This is a genomic window from Pseudomonas bijieensis, assembly GCF_013347965.1.
GTDB classification, from domain to species: Bacteria; Pseudomonadota; Gammaproteobacteria; order Pseudomonadales; family Pseudomonadaceae; genus Aquipseudomonas; species Aquipseudomonas bijieensis.
The window spans coordinates 5,583,672-5,601,132 of sequence record NZ_CP048810.1 but is presented as its reverse complement, the minus strand read 5'-3'; the positions used below and the strand labels follow the sequence as shown (position 1 = coordinate 5,601,132).

Here is a 17,461-nt window from a genome sequence, read left to right as displayed (position 1 = left end):
TTGTGGGAGCGAGCCTGCTCGCAATGGCGGTGGGTCAGCTTGTATTGATGTTGAATGTAACGCCGTCATCGCGAGCAGGCTCGCTCCCACAGTTGATCTATGGCGCCCTCGAATGCACTGCCCACCGCCCCCCTATGGGAGCGAGCCTGCTCGCGATGGCGGTAGGTCAGGAACAGACAGTGTTCGCCCTCTCAATTCCGTTGCTAACCATGAAATGACATACACAGTTGTATCGTTTGCCCGCACGAAGACTGCTAGCATCTGGGCCGAGATTGAACATTCGGTCTGGCCCATCACAGGTTGCCCATGCTCGAGACACCAGCACTGCAAAGGAACGCGACGCTGCCCGCGCCCCTGGACACGCGCTATCAGGTTGAAACGCCCGAAGGCATCGACCTGCCGCTGCGCCCGGCGGGATTGATGCCGCGTGCAATCGCCTTCGCCATCGACCTGGGCATACGCGGGTTGGTCCTGGGGCTTTTCTTCCTGGTGCTGGCGTTTTTCGGCGAGCTGGGGATCGGCCTGGGATCGATCCTGCTGTTTGTCGTCAGTTGGTGGTACATGGTGCTGTTCGAGGTGCTCAACCAGGGGCGCTCTCCCGGCAAACAGATCATGGGCCTGCGCGTGGTACAGGACGACGGTCGGCCCATCGGTTGGTCGGCGTCGTTGATCCGCAACCTCCTGCGTTTCGTCGACATGCTGCCCTTCGGCTACACCTTCGGCGCCATCAGTTGCCTGCAACACCCGGCATTCAAGCGCCTGGGCGACCTCGCGGCCGGCACGCTGGTGGTGTATCGCGAGCAGCCGGTCAAACGCCCCGCATTGCCAATGGCGGCCCCGATACGAACGCCTTTCACCCTGAGCCTGCAGGAACAACGCGCGGTGCTGGGCTTCGCCGAACGCCAGGCAGAACTGTCCCAGGCGCGGGTCAACGAGCTGGCGGCCATCCTGGCCGCGCCACTGAACGTCCAGGTGCCGCACGCCGTCGCCGAACTCAATGGCGTCGCCCGCGGCTTGTTGGGGCCAACATGAAACAAAGCCTGTTCGAAAGCCGTTACCAAGGGGAATGGGCGCAGCTGTCCCGGCAACTTGACCAACTGGAGCGCAGCCGCAGCGTGCCCCAGAGCAGCGACTTCCCTGCCACCTACCGACGGCTTTGCCATCACTTGGCACTGGCCCAGGCCCGGGGCTACAGCAGCTTGCTGGTCGACACGTTGCAACAACTGGCGCTGCGCGGTCACCAGCAACTCTACCGGGACCGCAGCCGGCCATCGGCCAGCCTCTCGGCCTTTATCCTGGTTGGTTTCCCCCGCCTGGTGCGTGAACAATGGCGATTCGTGCTGGCTGCCAGCCTGATGTTCCTGGGCAGCCTGGTCGGCATCGGGCTACTGGTCTATCTGTTCCCGGAACTGGTCTACAGCGTGCTCGGCGCCGACGAAATCAGCCAGATCCGCAGCATGTATGACCCGGCCTCCGGGCACCTGGGTCGCTCGGTCGAACGGGCCGCCAGCGAGGACTGGGTCATGTTCGGCTACTACATCATGCACAACATCGGCATTGCCTTTCAGACCTTTGCCAGTGGCTTGATGTTTGGGCTGGGCAGCGCGTTCTTCCTGTTTTTCAATGGGCTGACCATCGGCGCGGTGGCCGGGCACCTGACCCAGATCGGCTCCGGGGGAACGTTCTGGTCGTTCGTGATCGGCCACGGCGCCTTCGAACTCACCGCCATCGCCCTGGCCGGGGCCGCGGGCCTGCAATTGGGCTGGGCCTTGATCGCGCCGGGGCGCCTGACCCGGGGCGAGGCCTTGCGGCTCGCCGCGGGCAAAAGCGTGCTGATGATCGGCGGCGTGATGCTGTTCCTGCTGATTGCCGCGTTCATCGAGGCCTACTGGTCTTCCAGCGCCGTGACGCCCGCCACCAAATATACGGTGGGCGCCTTGTTGTGGCTGTTGGTGATCAGTTATCTGTCGTTTGCCGGACGGGTGCGCCATGCGCCTGAGTGACGCCACCGTCGTTATCCGCCCCCGCACCACCTGGGAAGCCATGGACCTGGGCGTGCTGATGAGCCAGCAGCATCGACGTCTGCTGATGACCAGTTGGGCGATCATCACGCTGCCGGTGTACCTGTTGTTATCCCTGCTGCTGTGGGATTCACCGTCGCTGGTGGTGATGCTGTTCTGGTGGTTGAAGCCGGCCTTTGAGCGTCTGCCGCTGTACATCCTGTCCAAGGCGCTGTTCGGCGAAACCCCCACCTTGAGGCAGGCCTTGCTCCAGTGGCCGGCGCTGCTCAAGCCCCAGTTGCTGGCCAGCCTGACCTGGCGCAGGCTGAGCCTGAGCCGCAGCTTCCTGATGCCGGTGGTGCAACTCGAGGGGCTTTCCGGCGAAGCGCGGACGCAGCGCTTGCGGGTATTGCTGCAACGCAACCGCGGCGCGGCGCAATGGTTGACCATCATCGGCGCGCATCTGGAAACCGCCTTGTGGTTCGGCCTGATGGCCTTGTTCTATCTGTTCGTGCCGCAACAAGTCGAACTGCAATGGGATTGGGAGATGTTGGTGTCGGCGGCGGAGCGGGACTGGTTGTGGTTCGAACACCTGGTCAACTTCCTCTACCCGCTGCTGCTGATCCTGTGGGAGCCGGTGTATGTCGCCTGCGGCTTCAGCCTCTACCTGAACCGACGCACGATCCTCGAAGCGTGGGACATCGAGCTGGTGTTCCGGCGCCTGCGTCAGCGCCTGAACGGCGTGGCCACGGTGTTGATGCTGCTGGCGCTCATGCTACTGCCGCTGGCGCCCCCGGCGTTTGCCGCCGAGGACAGCAGCGGCCCCGACAGCCCACGACTGCTCAACCAGCCCCTCACCAGCGCAGCCTCCCGGGACGGCATCAAGGCGATCCTTGACGCCCCGCCGTTCAAGAACCCCGAGACCGTCACCCGCTATCGTTTCGGCGAAGAAACCGCCGAATCCCCAGAGACCGAGACCGAGAACGAGGCCAAACCGAGCTGGCTCAAGGCCCTGTTCAAATGGCTCGGCAGCCAACGCTTCGACATCGCCGCGGCACTGATCCAGGTGGTGCTGTGGGCTTGCCTGGTGGGGGCTATCGCCTGGCTGGCCTGGCGTTACCGTGAAAGATTCAAGACCCTGGCCAATCGCCGACCGACGAAGCGCCCGCCAACGGAACGAGCAACACCTGCGCGCATGTTCGGCCTGGATATTCGCGAAGAGAGCCTGCCCGCCGACGTGGCCGCCAGCGTCGAACAACTGTGGGCCACAGAGCCCCGTGAAGCCCTGGGCCTGCTGTACCGGGCGCTGCTCAGCCGATTGCATCACGACTTCAAGATCCCCCTGAAACCGGCCGACACCGAAGGCCAGGTGCTGCAACGCGTCGAACAGCTCAAGCAGGAAAACCTGCTGGGCTTCAGCAAAAACCTGACCTTGCATTGGCAGAACATTGCCTACGGGCATCGCCCTCCGCCGGCACACCTGCAACAGGAACTGTGTGACGGCTGGCGCGGACTGTTCGGTCCGGGAGCGGCCCGATGAGTCGGCACGCAGGCTGGCTGATCGGCGCCGTGCTCGCCGCGCTGGTGGGCGCATTGGCCTTCTATCTCTACGCCAAGGCCGTCCCCTACGAGGAAACCATCGAGCACGGCCCCTCCCCGCAAGCCCAGGCCAATCCTTACCTGGCCGCCGAGCTTTTCCTGCGCCAGCAGGGTATCAACGTCGAGCACGCCAACAACCTGAACGTACTGCCCACCCTGGAGCCTCGCCAGCACAGCCTGCTATTGCTGGGCGAGCGAACCCACATGACGCCACGGGAGGTCGAACAGTTGATGAACTGGACCCGGGCCGGCGGGCGCTTGCTCTTCGTTGCCGAAGCCTTGTGGGACGAGACCACCGGTAGCAGCGGCGACTTGCTGCTCGACCGCGTGCGCCTGCATCAACTGTTGAGCAAGGACCTCAAGGAGCCGGCGCCCGAACTGATCAAGGACCGTTATCCCGAGCTGACCAAGCTCTACCTGGAGGACGAAGAGGCGCCGGCGTATGTCGGCTTCGACACCGACTTTCACCTCGAAGACCCGCATAACCTGGCCCAGGCCTGGGCCAACAGCGCGCTGTCGACCCACATGATGCAACTGAACCTCGGCCTGGGCTCGATCACCGTGATTACCGACGCCGAGCTGTGGAAGAACGAGAACATCGAGCAGTACGACAACGCCTGGTTGCTCTGGTATTTGAGTGCCGACACCGACGTCACGCTGCTGTACAACACCGACCATGACAACCTGCTGACCCTGCTGCTGCGCTACTTTCCCCAGGCGCTGGTGGCGCTACTCGCCTTGATTGCCCTGTGGTTCTGGCGTTCGGCGGTGCGTCATGGCCCACTGCAACAACCGGCCCCCAAGGCGCGACGTCAGTTGGAAGAACACGTGCAGGCCAGCGCCGGTTTCCACCTGCGCCACAACGGCCAGCAACACTTGTTGCACGCCTTGCAACAAGACCTGCTGCGCCGGGCGCGCTACCTTCATCCAGGCTTCGAACAACTGGCCGTCGCCGAACAATGGCAGGTCCTCGCCCGCCTGACCCGGCAACCCACCCGAGCCATCAGCCAGGCGTTGAGCCCACGACCGAAACAGCGTATGTCCAGCGCAGAGTTCTGCCGCCAGGTCGCCCATTTGCAAACTCTCAGGAATGCCTTATGACTGAACAGAACGAACCTGTCGACGCCCAGGCCCATGCCGCCCAACAGCGCCAGCGCGCCAGTCAGTTGGCCCAGGCCATCCGCACCGAGCTTGGCAAGGCGGTGGTCGGTCAGGCCAGCGTGATCGACGATGTGCTCACAGCACTGATCGCCGGCGGGCACGTGCTGCTCGAAGGTGTTCCCGGGTTGGGCAAGACCTTGCTGGTGCGGGCCCTGGCTCGCTGTTTCAACGGCGAGTTCGCGCGCATCCAGTTCACCCCCGACCTGATGCCCAGCGACGTCACCGGGCATGCGGTGTACGACTTGCAGACCGAGCAGTTCAAGCTGCGCAAAGGCCCGGTGTTCACCAACCTGCTGCTGGCCGACGAGATCAACCGCGCACCGGCCAAGACCCAGGCCGCGCTGCTCGAAGCCATGCAGGAACGCCAGGTCACCCTCGAAGGCCGGGCCCTGCCCATCAGCCAGCCGTTCATGGTCCTCGCCACCCAGAACCCCATCGAACAGGAAGGCACCTACCCGCTGCCGGAAGCCGAGCTCGACCGCTTCATGCTCAAGGTGCGCATGGACTACCCCGACGCCGACCAGGAGCTGGACATGGTGCGCCAGGTCAGTCGCTCGACCCGCGCCGACATGCTCGACGTGCAGCCGTTGCGCACGGTGTTGCAAGCCAAGGACGTGCAAGCGCTGCAACGCATCGCCAGCGATCTGCCGATGGACGACCAGGTGCTCGACTACGCCGTGCGCCTGGCCCGCACCACCCGCAGTTGGCCGGGCTTGACCCTCGGCGCCGGCCCGCGTGCCTCGATTGCCCTGGTGCGTTGCGCCCGGGCACGGGCGTTGTTGCGCGGCGGCGAGTTCGTCGTGCCGGATGACATCAAGGGCTGCGCCCTGGCCGTGCTGCGCCATCGGGTGCGACTGGCGCCGGAGCTGGACATCGAAGGGCTGACGGTGGACCAGGTGCTGGGGCAACTGCTCGATCAAGTGCCGGCGCCGCGGTTGTGAATAACACCAGCATGATAAGGGGATTTATGTGGGAGCAAGGCTTGCCCGCGATGGAAGCGACGCGGTCTCGCAGAAATCGAGGTGCCTGTTTCGCGAGCAAGCTTTGCTCCCACATGAGTCCCCTCTGCACAAAAGCTCGCTCTGCATTTCCTCCAAAGGGAATGTTGCGATGAAACCCTCACGCCTGCTACTGACCTGGCTCGCCCTGTTGCTGGCCGTGAGTATCGCGCTCGGCGCACTGCGGGCATTGGGCATCGCGGTGCCATCGACGTTGCTGTCGATCAACTGGGGCTTGCTGCTGGCCCTGTTGGTCCTGGCCATACTCGACGCGGCGCGCCTCAGGCGCTTGCCCTCGCCCCGGGTGCAACGGCAGATGCCGGGAAGCCTGGCCCTGGGGCGCTGGAGCGAAGTGCACCTGCAAATCCAGCATGAATTCGCCCAGCCCTTGAGCATCGAAATGTTCGACCACATCCCCCAGGGCCTGGACTTCGAAAACCTGCCGCTGTCGGTCGAGCTTCAACCCGGCCAGCACAGCCAGGTCGGCTACCGCGTGCGCCCGCTCAAGCGCGGCCACTTCACCTTCGCCCAGTGCGAAACCAACCTGCCGAGCCCATTGGGCCTGTGGACCGGCAAGCGCCGGCTGGACGTGGTCGATGAGACTCGGGTCTACCCGGATTTCGCCAGGCTCTACGAAGGCCAGCTATTGGCGGTGGACAACTGGCTCAGCCAGCTCGGCATTCGCCAGCGGCAACGGCGCGGCCAGGGGCAGGAATTTCATCAACTGCGCGAATTTCGCGAGGGCGACAGCCTGCGCCAGATCGACTGGAAGGCCACCGCCCGTCATCGCACGCCGATTGCCCGGGAGTACGAAGACGAACGCGACCAGCAGATCATCTTCATGCTCGATTGCGGCCGGCGCATGCGCAGCCAGGACGGCGAGTTGTCGCACTTCGACCACGCCCTCAACGCCTGCCTGCTGCTCAGCTACACCGCACTGCGCCAGGGCGATGCCGTGGGTCTGAGCACTTTCGCCAGCGAGCAAACCCGCTACCTCGCCCCGGTCAAAGGCACGGGCCAGCTCAACGTGTTGCTCAACACCGTGTACGACCTCGACAGCAGCCAACGCCCCGCCGATTACCAGGCGGCCGTGACCCAACTGCTGGCCCGGCAAAAACGCCGGGCCCTGGTGGTGCTGGTGACCAACCTGCGGGATGAGGACGACGCGGACCTGCTCGCCGCGGTGAAACGTCTGGGCCAACAGCATCGGGTGCTGGTGGCCAGCCTGCGGGAAGAGGCCCTCGACCGCTTGCGCCAGGAACCCGTGCAAACCGTGCCCGAGGCCTTGGCCTACTGCGGGACGGTGGATTATTTGAATGCACGGGCCGAGCTGCACAAGCAGTTGGCCGCCCACGGCGTCCCGGCCCTGGACTCGCGCCCCAGTGAGTTGGGCGCGGACCTGGTGACCCAATACCTGGCCTGGAAAAAGGCCGGGACCGCCTAGGTCCTACAGCGAGCCAGCAAAGGTCCGGGTGACTACAGCGCCTTGCGCAATGGACTACAGATCCGCCAGAATCCGCCGGCTTGTGCGCCTTGGTTCTGCCCCGTAACTTGATTCGCGTCGCTGATATCCAGTGATCGGGTTTAGTCGCCCGGCGGTTCGACACGATGTGCACAGGCGTCATCCAGTGGGGTTTCCCTATCCCTTACTTGATGGTGGCTGTACGCAGGGCGCCCTCGGGCGCGCCGGATTTCGTGTCTCCGCCGGTCGACTAACCTGCGTCCAGCCGCCACCCTACATTCGTTTAGTCGCGAACCGGTTGGTGGCCCATTAAGGAGACCTAATCATGTTCAAAGCTACACCTAACCCGCCCCACACCGACCCGCTATCCCCCCACGAAACCCTCGACTCCGAAAAGCTCGACGAAGCCGCCCAAAGAGCCCTGGACTACTACCTCAAGCCCAACCACGGCCAACCCGACAAAAAACCTTACAAACAACCGGATTACTTCATCGTCGCGCCAAACGCTGACCCCGAAGGCATGCTCGCGCATACCTACGAAACCTTCTGCTCGGTGAGCACGCTCATCCTGGATTTATCCGAAGGCCTGGAAGGCGCCCCGCGCAACCTGGCGCTGGCGATTCACCAGATGGGCGAGATGGGAGTGTTGTTGCTGGAGAAGATGCTGGATAACGAAGCGAGGGTTCAGCGCTGAAGGCTGCGCAAGCATAGGCGACTGAATAATATCTAGAAGCTAATGCAGAACCTGTGGGAGCGAGCCTGCTCGCGAAGGCACACTTGAAATCGCCATCGCGAGCAGGCTCGCTCCCACAGTGGATTGGGGTGGTCACAAGTCCATCCCTAATCTCTTGTGGCGCCACTTCGGCTACGCTTCTTTCGAATTCGTCGTTAATCCTGATGGGATTAGGCGGAAACGTTTACTTCCCCCGTCATATTGACATCGTCTTCCTTAGGCCTGTCGTATATCCAATTGAAATGTATCGTTCCAGAGCGACCATCTCCCTCCACAGACAGGTTCCTGACGAAAGCGTGCCACTCACCATTTTGATTACCGTTACTAATTAACGCCATCCACCCGGTATTTCCAGTCCCTGAAACGAGCCCTACTTTCAGATCGCCGGATGTGCGATCGTTTTTGGCTGCCCGGTAGCGTTTTGTATCCACATAAAATCGGTTACCAGTCCACCTGTACTCCACTTCAAGGTCTGCCCAATAACCATAGCCTGCGCGGGTTGCGCGTATCACCACAGTATTAGCCATGACTAACACCTCCGTTCTAAAGGGCGTTCCGGTTGGCGACGCCATCAAAAGAACTCTCAGGTGCAGTAAACGTCAGGGCTATCGACTCGAACACCTGTTAAACCTGACAGTACCGACAAGTGGCAGCTTTTGATGTGGGACATCTCCGAGTGACTACAACGCCTTGCGCAACGGACTACAGATCCGCCAGAATCCGCCGGCTTGTGCGCCTTGGTTCTGCCCCGTAACTTGATTCGCATCGCTGATATCCAGCGATCGGGTTTAGTCGCCCAGGGGTATGTCACCAAGATGCATTGCGCTTTCATCAGTCAGGTTCCCTATCCCTGCTCTTGATGGTGGCTGTGCGCAGGGCGCTTCGGCGCGCCGGTTTTTGGTGATGATCCCCCGGTCGACTAACCTGCGTACAGCCGCCACCCCTCCGTTTAGTCGCGGAGTGGTCAAGGCATCACTTAAGGGAATATCACCATGTTCAAAGCCACACCCAACCCACCACACACCGACCCGCTATCCCCCCACGAAACCCTCGATCCCGAAAAGCTCGACGAAGCGGCACGAAGAGCCCTGGACTACTACCTCAAGCCCAACCACGGCCAACCCGACAAGAAAACCGACAAACAACTGGACTACTTCATCGTCGCCCCCGACGCCGACCCCGAAGGCATGCTTGCCCACAGCTACGAAACCTTCTGCTCGGTGAGCACGCTGATCCTGGATTTATCGGAAGACCTCGAAGGCGCCCCGCGCAACCTGGCCCTGGCGATTCACCAGATGGGCGAGATGGGGGTGTTGTTGCTGGAACGGCTGCTGGATAACGAAGCGAAGATTCAGCGCTGAGAACCGCACCGGCACTGGCAACTGAATAATATTTAGAAACTGTGAAACACCTGTGGAGCGAGCCTGCTCGCGATGGCGATTTCAAGTGCGCCATCGCGAGCAGGCTCGCTCAGGTGGTATCCCACTAAAAGGCGTCGGGGCTCAGGCCGATGCCGGCAACGAATGAAAACTGAAATACTGCCGCAACGCACTGACCAGTTGCGCGTACTCCGGCGGTGCAGACTGCAGGCTGAAACCGGCGTCGAAATGCTGCGGCGTCACATCTTCACGGCACCACAGGCAATTGGCTCGGAGCACAATGTTCTGCTGCGGTCCCTCATCGGCGGGGATTTTCAGGTGCAAGTCAAAGTCCGCGCCGACCATCAACGGCAAATGGCTGATCAGCATCAGACCATCTGCAGAAACATTGCCCAGAAAACCGATGGGCTTGCCGTTGACTTCATTAAACACTCTCAAAAAATACGGCAGCTGCTGCCGCTCGATTCGCCGTTTTTTGTACATGTCTTGTATCGCTTTTTGGACGACCCCAAACAGGGGCAACCGAATACTTCGGAACGAGCAAACGCCAGCTCGCTCTCCCCGATCCCGGTGCCAGACGCTTACAAGCGTCTTGGCCCTACTGCTGCCGGTCACAGGTGCCGCTTGAAGTTAGAGACCCAGCTCTAATGACGATTTGTACAAATATAGCTCAAGGCTGTGTGGCGGCCAGTACATCCGCAAACCTTTCATAAACAAAATATACGTTGCTCTGGTGGCCAGGGATCGCCCCCGGCCATGGCTTGGGAGGGCTGTCAGGACGCCGTCGGGCGGATCGCCGATGCGCTGCGGGTCGGATAATGGCCCAGGCTCTGCAGGGTCTCGAGCCGGGCCCGGGCACGGAAGGCGTATTCGCTGTTAGGGTATTGCGTGATGATGAACTGGTAGGTCTGCGCCGCATCGACGAACAGCTTCTGCCGCTCCAGGCACTGGCCACGCAGCATCGAGACTTCCGGCTGCATATAGCGGCGGGCACGGCTGGCGCGGTCGACCTGGGACAGCTCGAGCATGACCTGCTCGCAATTGCCGCGCTCATAGGCCTTGTAGGCCAGGTTCATGTGATGGTTCATCGACCAACGGGTGCAGCCCGTGACGCTCAGGGCCAGGGCAACAAAAAGCACGAATCGCATGGGAGGTTCTCCTGTCTTGAGCTCTATATCGACCTGGTTGGGAAAATCTTCAGCCTGCAAATGGCGCCGGGGACTGCTCTTGTGGCGAGGGGATTTATCCCCTCGCCACAGGGGAAATGTGAAAACCATATAAGCGCAAAAATTTTCAGGAATGTTCACTTCGAAAAACAAACGAAAAAGTAGTGCATATGAACAATGACTACACCCAAAGAGCATAGTAGCCTTCGCTGGCGCTTGAACTTGAGGAGTCTTGCATGTCCGTCCGTCGCACCAAAATCGTCGCTACCCTTGGCCCGGCCAGTAATTCGCCGGAAGTTCTCGAACAGCTGATTCTGGCTGGCCTGGACGTTGCCCGTCTGAATTTCTCCCACGGCACCCCCGACGAGCACAAGGCCCGTGCCAAGCTGGTGCGCGACCTCGCCGCCAAGCACGGCCGCTTCGTTGCCCTGCTGGGTGACCTGCAAGGCCCGAAGATCCGTATCGCCAAATTCGCCAACAAGCGCATCGAGCTGAAGATCGGTGACAAGTTCACCTTCTCCACCAGCCATCCGCTGACCGAGGGCAACCAGCAAGTGGTGGGTATCGATTACCCGGACCTGGTCAAGGACTGCGGCGTGGGCGACGAGTTGCTGCTCGATGACGGTCGCGTGGTGATGCGCGTCGAAACCGCCACCGCCACCGAACTGAACTGCATCGTGACCATCGGCGGCCCGCTGTCGGACCACAAAGGCATCAACCGTCGCGGTGGTGGCCTGACGGCACCAGCCTTGACCGACAAAGACAAGGCCGACATCAAGCTGGCCGCGGAAATGGAAGTCGACTACCTGGCCGTGTCCTTCCCGCGTGACGCCGCTGATATGGAATACGCCCGTCAACTGCGCGACGAAGCCGGCGGTACTGCCTGGCTGGTGGCCAAGATCGAACGCGCCGAAGCGGTGGCCGACGATGAAACCCTCGATGGCCTGATCAAGGCCTCCGACGCCGTAATGGTGGCCCGTGGCGACCTGGGCGTGGAAATCGGCGATGCCGAGCTGGTGGGCATCCAGAAGAAGATCATTCTGCACGCACGCCGCCACAATAAAGCGGTGATCGTCGCGACCCAGATGATGGAGTCGATGATCCAGAACCCGATGCCGACCCGCGCCGAAGTGTCCGACGTAGCCAACGCTGTGCTCGACTACACCGACGCCGTGATGCTCTCGGCCGAAAGCGCAGCCGGCCTGTACCCGCTTGAAGCGGTGCAAGCCATGGCACGCATCTGCATCGGTGCCGAAAAGCACCCGACCAGCAAGACGTCCAGCCACCGCATCGGCAAGACCTTCGAGCGTTGCGACGAGAGCATCGCCCTGGCGACGATGTACACCGCCAACCACTTCCCGGGCGTGAAGGCGATCATCGCCCTGACCGAAAGCGGCTACACGCCGCTGATCATGTCGCGTATCCGCTCTTCGGTGCCGATCTACGCGTTCTCCCCGCACCGCGAAACCCAGGCTCGCGCCGCCATGTTCCGTGGCGTCTACACCGTGCCGTTTGACCCGGCCGCCCTGCAACCGGGCGAAGTCAGCCAGGCGGCGGTGGATGAGCTGGTCAAGCGTGGCGTGGTGCAGACCGGCGACTGGGTGATCCTGACCAAAGGCGACAGCTACCACACCATCGGTGGCACCAACGGGATGAAAATCCTGCATGTTGGCGACCCGATGGTCTGAGTGACCGAATGCTGAAAAAACAAAAGCCCTGCCATGTGAATGTCGGGGCTTTTTGGTTTTCACCTTCTGATAAATAGGTTGCCTGGACCGGCCCCATCGCGAGCAGGCTCGCTCCCACAGTGGGTGTTGGACGCAGGTTCATTCACACCGCAGATCCCCTGTGGGGAGCGGGCTTGCTCGCGAAGGCGCTGGTACATTCAACATTGATGCAAGCTGACCCACCGCTTTCGCGAGCAAGCCCGCTCCCACAGGGATTGGTGGCGGATATGGATTTGTAAGCACCCCGGAAAACCTTGTGGGAGCGAGCCTGCTCGCGATAGGGCCGGCCAGGCACTACAAAGCTCAATGCCTGTTGATAAACCCCGACAACGCCGCCACCGCCTCGGGCGAGCGCAAGCGTTGGGTGAACAGCTTGCCCTCTTCTTCAATCACCTTGCGCAGCTGTTCCCGATCCGACGCTTTCATCAGTTGCTTGCTGATGCGCACCGCGTCAGGCGGCAGCGATTCGAAGCGCAACGCCACCTCCCGGGCCTTGGCCAATGCCGCCTCGCCACTGTCCAACGCCTCGGTGGCAATGCCCCACGCGACCGCCTGTTCACCACTGAACCCCTCGCCCAACAGCAACAGTTGCGCAGCCCTGGCCTGGCCCAGCAGCCGCGGCAGGATCAGGCTGGAGCCGAATTCCGGGCACAACCCCAGATTGACGAACGGCATACGCAACCGCGCGTCCCGGCTGACGTAGACCAGGTCGCAATGCAGCAGCAATGTAGTGCCGATACCCACCGCCGGCCCGGCCACGGCGGCGATCACCGGTTTGCGGCAATCGAGCAGGCTGAGCATGAACTGGAACACCGGGTTATCGAGGTCGTTCGGCGGCTGTTCGAGGAAGTCGATGATGTCGTTGCCAGCGGTGAAGCAGTCGCTGGAGCCGGTGAGCAGTACCGCGCGAATCTGCGGGTCGGTATCGGCCGTCGCCAGGGCTTGGGCCAATTGACTGTACATGGCCCGGGTCAGGGCGTTTTTCTTGCCCGGGCGGTTCAAGCGCACGGTCAGCAGACCGCGTTCACGGTCCAGCAGCAGGGTTTCAGTCATGGTCGGTCTCGCGTCTGGAAATCAGCGCTCAACCACGGGGCAGGAAGACGTCGGCCAGCAGTTGATTGCGCGGCAAGCCAGCCAGGTACAAGCGTTTGGCGAAGGCCTCGACCCGGTCGGGATGGCCGCAGAGTAAGGCTTGGGTTTGCCGGGAAACAAGCCGCAGTTGCGCCAAGGCAGGCGGCGCCTCGGCCGCGGTCAGCAGCTCGACACTGAGGTTCTGATGCTTGGCCGCCAGCGCCGCCAGGGGTTTGGCCAGGTAATGCCCGGCGGCATCATGGGCCACGTGAATAAGGCGAATCGCGCCTTGGTGATGCTGACGCAAGGCTTCGCGCAGAAGACCGAACAGCGGAGCCAGGCCGGTGCCGGCAGCGAGCAGCCACAGCGGCCTGTCGTGCCAGTCGGGGTCGTAATGCAGGGCACCGCCACGCAGCTCGCCAAGGCGGATCGGGTCGCCGGCCTTCATCTGCCTGGCCGCATCAATGAATTGCCCCGGCTCGCGGCAATCGAGATGGAATTCCAGGAAGCGGTCCTCCTCGGGCAGGCTCGCCAGGGAATACGGCCGGGCTACGTCGCCGGCCCACAGCACCAGATGCTGCCCGGCCCGATACCGCAACGGCCGCTCAGGGGTGACGCGCAAGCGCAGCACCTCGCCACCCAGCCAATCCACCGCCGCCACGTGGGCGGCCTGGCCATCGCGTTGCGGGTCGAAGGTGTGGATCCGCACATCCTCGACCACCTGGCATTGGCAAGCCAGCCGCCAGCCCTGGTCCCGCTGTGCCGGGCTCAAGGCGTCGGGCCGGCTGTCGCGTACATCGCCGGCCACACACTGCACCAGGCACGCATGGCAGCTACCGGCACGACAACTGTAAGGCACCGACACGCCGGCTCCGTTCAACGCATCCAGCAGGTTACTGCCCGCCGCCACCGTCCATTGCCGACCGGCGACTGTCAGTTCAGGCATCGACGTTCTCCCAGGCGGCGGCACAACGATTGCGGCCATCTCGCTTGGCACGGTACAGGGCCTGGTCGGCACGCTGCAACGCGTTGTCCAGGTCATCGCCCATTTCCAGCATCGTCATGCCCGCCGACAGGCTGAGGGCACCGACCTGCAGACCGATCAGCTCGACTTCGGTGAACGCCAGCCGCAGCCGCTCGCAACAGGCCGTCAGGCGCGAGGGATCGCAGGCAGGCAGCAGCATGACGAACTCCTCACCGCCATAGCGGGCCAGCACATCGCCTTCGCGCAGGCACGCCGTGGCGACCGCGGCAAACGCCTGGAGCACCTGGTCGCCAGCGGCGTGGCCGTGCAGGTCGTTGATGCGCTTGAAATGGTCGAGGTCGATCAAGGCCAGGCCATGGGCGATGCCAGGCCTGAGGGTATTGAGTTCGCGGGAAGCCAGGCGCAGGAAGTGCCGGCGATTGAACAGCCCGGTCAGTTCATCGGTGGCCACCAGGTCTTCGAGCTGACGCATCATCCCGCGCAAGGTGTCCTGGTGCGCCTGCAAGGCAAACCGTCGCTGGCGCATGCGCTGGCGTGAGGTCTGGACGTAGCGGGCATAAAACACCAGCCACACCAGCACGAGAAACAGCACGGCCACCTGCAACCCGGCCAAGGTAGGATCGGGAAGCCTGAAGAAGTACCCGTCCCAGAGGGTAATCGCAGTGAAACTGATGAATACCAGCGACGCGCAGCGCACAAAGGCCCGGCGCGACAGGTGGAACAGCCCGAACAGCAGGATCAGCACATAGAACACCAGGAACACGCCTCGAGCCTGGTCCAGGTGCGCCATCATCCAGGTCTGCCAGCCAAGACCGATCAACACTTGTATTTCGGTCAGGCTGGGGTCGGCGAAGCGCAGGTTGCGGTCGGTGATAAACAGCGCGAACAACCCGGCCTGGCACAGCACGACCAACACGCTGCCGATGATGACACCGCGCAACGAATCGAGGTAATGACCACTGAAAAAATGCCAGCCACAACAACACCAATGCCAGCGCGTAAGTCGCGGCCGCCAAAGCGAAGCGTTTCAGCAAAAGACGTTGAATGGCGTTATGGGTCAATCGTTGACTCACCATGGGAAAGGAAACTGACAGGAGGCGTCCTACGCTACAGGCCAGACGCCACTTTAGTGGCGTGTAGGACAAATGACCATTCAATTCTGGAGCAGAAAAATGGCGTCAAAGCAATGGCCCAAAATGACGCAGTTGTCTGATGTCCCTGGCGAGCACTTACCTGTGGCGAGGGAGCTTGCTCCCGCTTGGGTGCGAAGCGCCCACCGGAAACGGGACCGCTTCGCGCTCCAGCGGGAGCAAGCTCCCTCGCCACAGCAAGCTCCCTCGCCACAGGCTTTCACCTCCCACCTGTTCAATCCGTCGCTATCGCGAGCAAGCTCGCTCCCACAGGGTGCCGGCCTGCGATATACTGCCGCGCCTTTTTTAGCGTCGCGCCAGCATGCCCGGCGTGCCTTATAGAGGTGCCGCCCGTCGACCGATGCACCCAAGCGGCCGGCACCTTATTGAATGTTCCCGTCTTTAGAGAGGAGCGCGACTCATGACCGTGATCAAGCAAGACGACCTGATACAGAGCGTTGCCGACGCCCTGCAGTTCATTTCCTACTACCACCCCGTGGATTTCATCCAGGCGATGCACGAAGCCTACCTGCGCGAAGAATCGCCGGCGGCCCGTGACTCCATGGCGCAGATCCTGATCAACTCGCGCATGTGCGCCACTGGCCATCGGCCGATCTGCCAGGACACCGGCATCGTGACCGTGTTCGTGCGCGTGGGCATGGACGTGCGTTGGGATGGCGCGACCATGAGCCTGGACGACATGATCAACGAGGGCGTGCGTCGCGCCTACAACCTGCCGGAAAACGTCCTGCGTGCCTCCATCCTCGCCGACCCGGCAGGCGCACGCAAAAACACCAAGGACAACACCCCGGCGGTCATCCACTACTCCATCGTCCCGGGCAACACCGTGGAAGTGGACGTGGCGGCCAAGGGCGGCGGCTCCGAGAACAAGTCGAAGATGGCCATGCTCAACCCGTCCGATTCCATCGTTGACTGGGTGCTGAAGACCGTTCCGACCATGGGCGCCGGCTGGTGCCCACCGGGCATGCTCGGCATCGGCATCGGCGGCACCGCCGAGAAAGCCGCGGTCATGGCCAAGGAAGTGTTGATGGAGTCCATCGACATCCACGAGCTCAAGGCCCGCGGCCCACAGAACCGTATCGAAGAGATGCGCCTGGAGCTGTTCGAGAAGGTCAACCAACTGGGCATCGGCGCCCAGGGCCTGGGTGGCCTGACCACCGTGCTCGACGTGAAGATCATGGACTACCCGACCCACGCCGCCTCCCTGCCGGTGTGCATGATCCCCAACTGCGCCGCCACTCGTCACGCCCACTTCGTGCTCGACGGTTCCGGCCCGGCATCGCTGGAAGCACCGCCCTTGGACGCCTACCCGGAAATCGTCTGGGAGGCCGGCCCGTCGGCCCGTCGCGTCAACCTCGACACCCTGACCCCGGAAGAAGTACAGAGCTGGAAACCGGGCGAAACCGTACTGCTCAACGGCAAGATGCTCACCGGTCGCGACGCCGCACACAAGCGCATGGTCGAGATGCTGAACAAGGGTGAAACCTTGCCGGTGGACCTCAAGGGCCGCTTCATCTATTACGTCGGCCCAGTCGATCCGGTGGGTGACGAAGTCGTCGGCCCGGCCGGCCCGACCACGGCTACGCGGATGGACAAGTTCACCCGCCAGATCCTCGAGCAGACCGGCCTGCTGGGCATGATCGGCAAATCCGAGCGCGGCCCGACCGCTATCGAAGCGATCAAGGACAACAAGGCTGTCTACCTGATGGCTGTCGGCGGTGCCGCTTACCTGGTGGCCCAGGCGATCAAGAAATCCAAGGTCCTGGCGTTCGCCGAACTGGGCATGGAAGCGATCTACGAGTTCGAGGTCAAGGACATGCCGGTGACGGTCGCGGTCGATAGCCAAGGCGAGTCGGTGCACATCACCGGTCCCGCCATCTGGCAGAAGAAGATCAGTGAAAACCTGGCGGTCGAAGTGCAGTAACAGGCATTTTGGCGCGGCGAAAACGGCCGGTGGGCGACAAGCTCACCGGCCTTTTTTTTTTTTCCACAACCCCTCCGGTTAATCTTCACCACAGATCCCTTGTGG

Annotated in this window: 15 protein-coding genes and 1 pseudogene; 10 read left to right on the top strand and 6 right to left on the bottom strand. The window is 62.4% G+C overall.

Annotation, left to right across the window (positions count from 1 at the left end; all coding sequences use genetic code 11):
• Window positions 1–306: 306 nt before the first annotated feature.
• From GN234_RS24695 to GN234_RS24665, 7 genes are all read left to right on the top strand, one after another.
• On the top strand, window positions 307–1,032 hold the full coding sequence (locus GN234_RS24695) for an RDD family protein (protein ID WP_109753787.1): 726 nt from the start codon (window positions 307–309) through the stop codon (window positions 1,030–1,032).
• Window positions 1,029–2,003, top strand: coding sequence for a stage II sporulation protein M (locus GN234_RS24690; protein WP_109753786.1), 975 nt, complete (start codon window positions 1,029–1,031; stop codon window positions 2,001–2,003). The genes GN234_RS24695 and GN234_RS24690 overlap by 4 nt, the downstream gene beginning before the upstream one ends.
• On the top strand, window positions 1,990–3,540 hold the full coding sequence (locus tag GN234_RS24685; RefSeq protein ID WP_176689207.1) for a DUF4129 domain-containing protein: 1,551 nt from the start codon (window positions 1,990–1,992) through the stop codon (window positions 3,538–3,540). The genes GN234_RS24690 and GN234_RS24685 overlap by 14 nt, the downstream gene beginning before the upstream one ends.
• The gene (locus tag GN234_RS24680; protein WP_109753784.1) at window positions 3,537–4,700 is read left to right on the top strand and encodes a DUF4350 domain-containing protein; all 1,164 of its coding nucleotides are present in this window, start codon (window positions 3,537–3,539) and stop codon (window positions 4,698–4,700) included. The genes GN234_RS24685 and GN234_RS24680 overlap by 4 nt, the downstream gene beginning before the upstream one ends.
• Window positions 4,697–5,701 carry an AAA family ATPase gene (locus tag GN234_RS24675; RefSeq protein ID WP_109753783.1) on the top strand — a complete coding sequence of 335 codons (1,005 nt, stop codon included), beginning with the start codon at window positions 4,697–4,699 and terminating at the stop codon, window positions 5,699–5,701. The genes GN234_RS24680 and GN234_RS24675 overlap by 4 nt, the downstream gene beginning before the upstream one ends.
• 169 nt (window positions 5,702–5,870) lie before the next feature.
• A complete protein-coding gene (locus GN234_RS24670; RefSeq protein WP_109753782.1) occupies window positions 5,871–7,202 on the top strand; it encodes a DUF58 domain-containing protein in 1,332 nt (443 codons plus the stop codon).
• 343 nt (window positions 7,203–7,545) lie between these two features.
• Entirely contained in the window at window positions 7,546–7,914 is a 369-nt protein-coding gene (locus GN234_RS24665; RefSeq protein ID WP_109753781.1) for a DUF6124 family protein, read from the top strand.
• 209 nt (window positions 7,915–8,123) lie between these two features.
• Here the strand turns inward: GN234_RS24665 and GN234_RS24660 are convergent, their stop codons facing one another.
• The gene (locus GN234_RS24660; RefSeq protein ID WP_176689206.1) at window positions 8,124–8,480 is read right to left on the bottom strand and encodes a hypothetical protein; all 357 of its coding nucleotides are present in this window, start codon (window positions 8,478–8,480) and stop codon (window positions 8,124–8,126) included.
• Window positions 8,481–8,945: 465 nt separating this feature from the next.
• Between GN234_RS24660 and GN234_RS24655 the strand changes: the two genes are divergently transcribed.
• The gene (locus GN234_RS24655) at window positions 8,946–9,314 is read left to right on the top strand and encodes a DUF6124 family protein (protein ID WP_134925592.1); all 369 of its coding nucleotides are present in this window, start codon (window positions 8,946–8,948) and stop codon (window positions 9,312–9,314) included.
• A gap of 141 nt (window positions 9,315–9,455) precedes the next feature.
• On the opposite strand, the gene GN234_RS24650 is transcribed toward GN234_RS24655, so the two are convergent.
• Together GN234_RS24650 and GN234_RS24645 are read right to left on the bottom strand one after the other, a co-directional pair.
• Window positions 9,456–9,815, bottom strand: a complete 360-nt coding sequence (locus GN234_RS24650; RefSeq protein WP_109753780.1) for a PilZ domain-containing protein — start codon at window positions 9,813–9,815, stop codon at window positions 9,456–9,458.
• Between the two features lie 290 nt (window positions 9,816–10,105).
• Window positions 10,106–10,480: a tetratricopeptide repeat protein gene (locus GN234_RS24645; protein ID WP_109753779.1), complete on the bottom strand. Its 375-nt coding sequence runs from the start codon at window positions 10,478–10,480 to the stop codon at window positions 10,106–10,108.
• 254 nt (window positions 10,481–10,734) lie between these two features.
• Here GN234_RS24645 and pyk point away from each other — a divergent pair, with 254 nt between their 5' ends.
• Window positions 10,735–12,186 (top strand): pyruvate kinase, encoded by a 1,452-nt coding sequence (gene pyk / locus GN234_RS24640; protein WP_109753778.1) that lies wholly within the window; start codon window positions 10,735–10,737, stop codon window positions 12,184–12,186.
• Window positions 12,187–12,528: 342 nt separating this feature from the next.
• On the opposite strand, the gene GN234_RS24635 is transcribed toward pyk, so the two are convergent.
• From GN234_RS24635 to GN234_RS24625, 3 genes and pseudogenes are all read right to left on the bottom strand, one after another.
• The gene (locus GN234_RS24635; protein ID WP_176689205.1) at window positions 12,529–13,278 is read right to left on the bottom strand and encodes an enoyl-CoA hydratase; all 750 of its coding nucleotides are present in this window, start codon (window positions 13,276–13,278) and stop codon (window positions 12,529–12,531) included.
• A gap of 28 nt (window positions 13,279–13,306) precedes the next feature.
• The gene (locus tag GN234_RS24630; protein WP_176689204.1) at window positions 13,307–14,242 is read right to left on the bottom strand and encodes an iron-sulfur-binding ferredoxin reductase; all 936 of its coding nucleotides are present in this window, start codon (window positions 14,240–14,242) and stop codon (window positions 13,307–13,309) included.
• Window positions 14,235–15,342 (bottom strand): annotated as a pseudogene (locus GN234_RS24625) (GGDEF domain-containing protein). The gene GN234_RS24630 and the pseudogene GN234_RS24625 overlap by 8 nt, the downstream one beginning before the upstream one ends.
• A gap of 490 nt (window positions 15,343–15,832) precedes the next feature.
• On the opposite strand from GN234_RS24625, the gene GN234_RS24620 reads away from it, so the two are divergent.
• The gene (locus tag GN234_RS24620) at window positions 15,833–17,356 is read left to right on the top strand and encodes a fumarate hydratase (protein WP_109753775.1); all 1,524 of its coding nucleotides are present in this window, start codon (window positions 15,833–15,835) and stop codon (window positions 17,354–17,356) included.
• The last annotated feature ends 105 nt before the right edge of the window (window positions 17,357–17,461 follow it).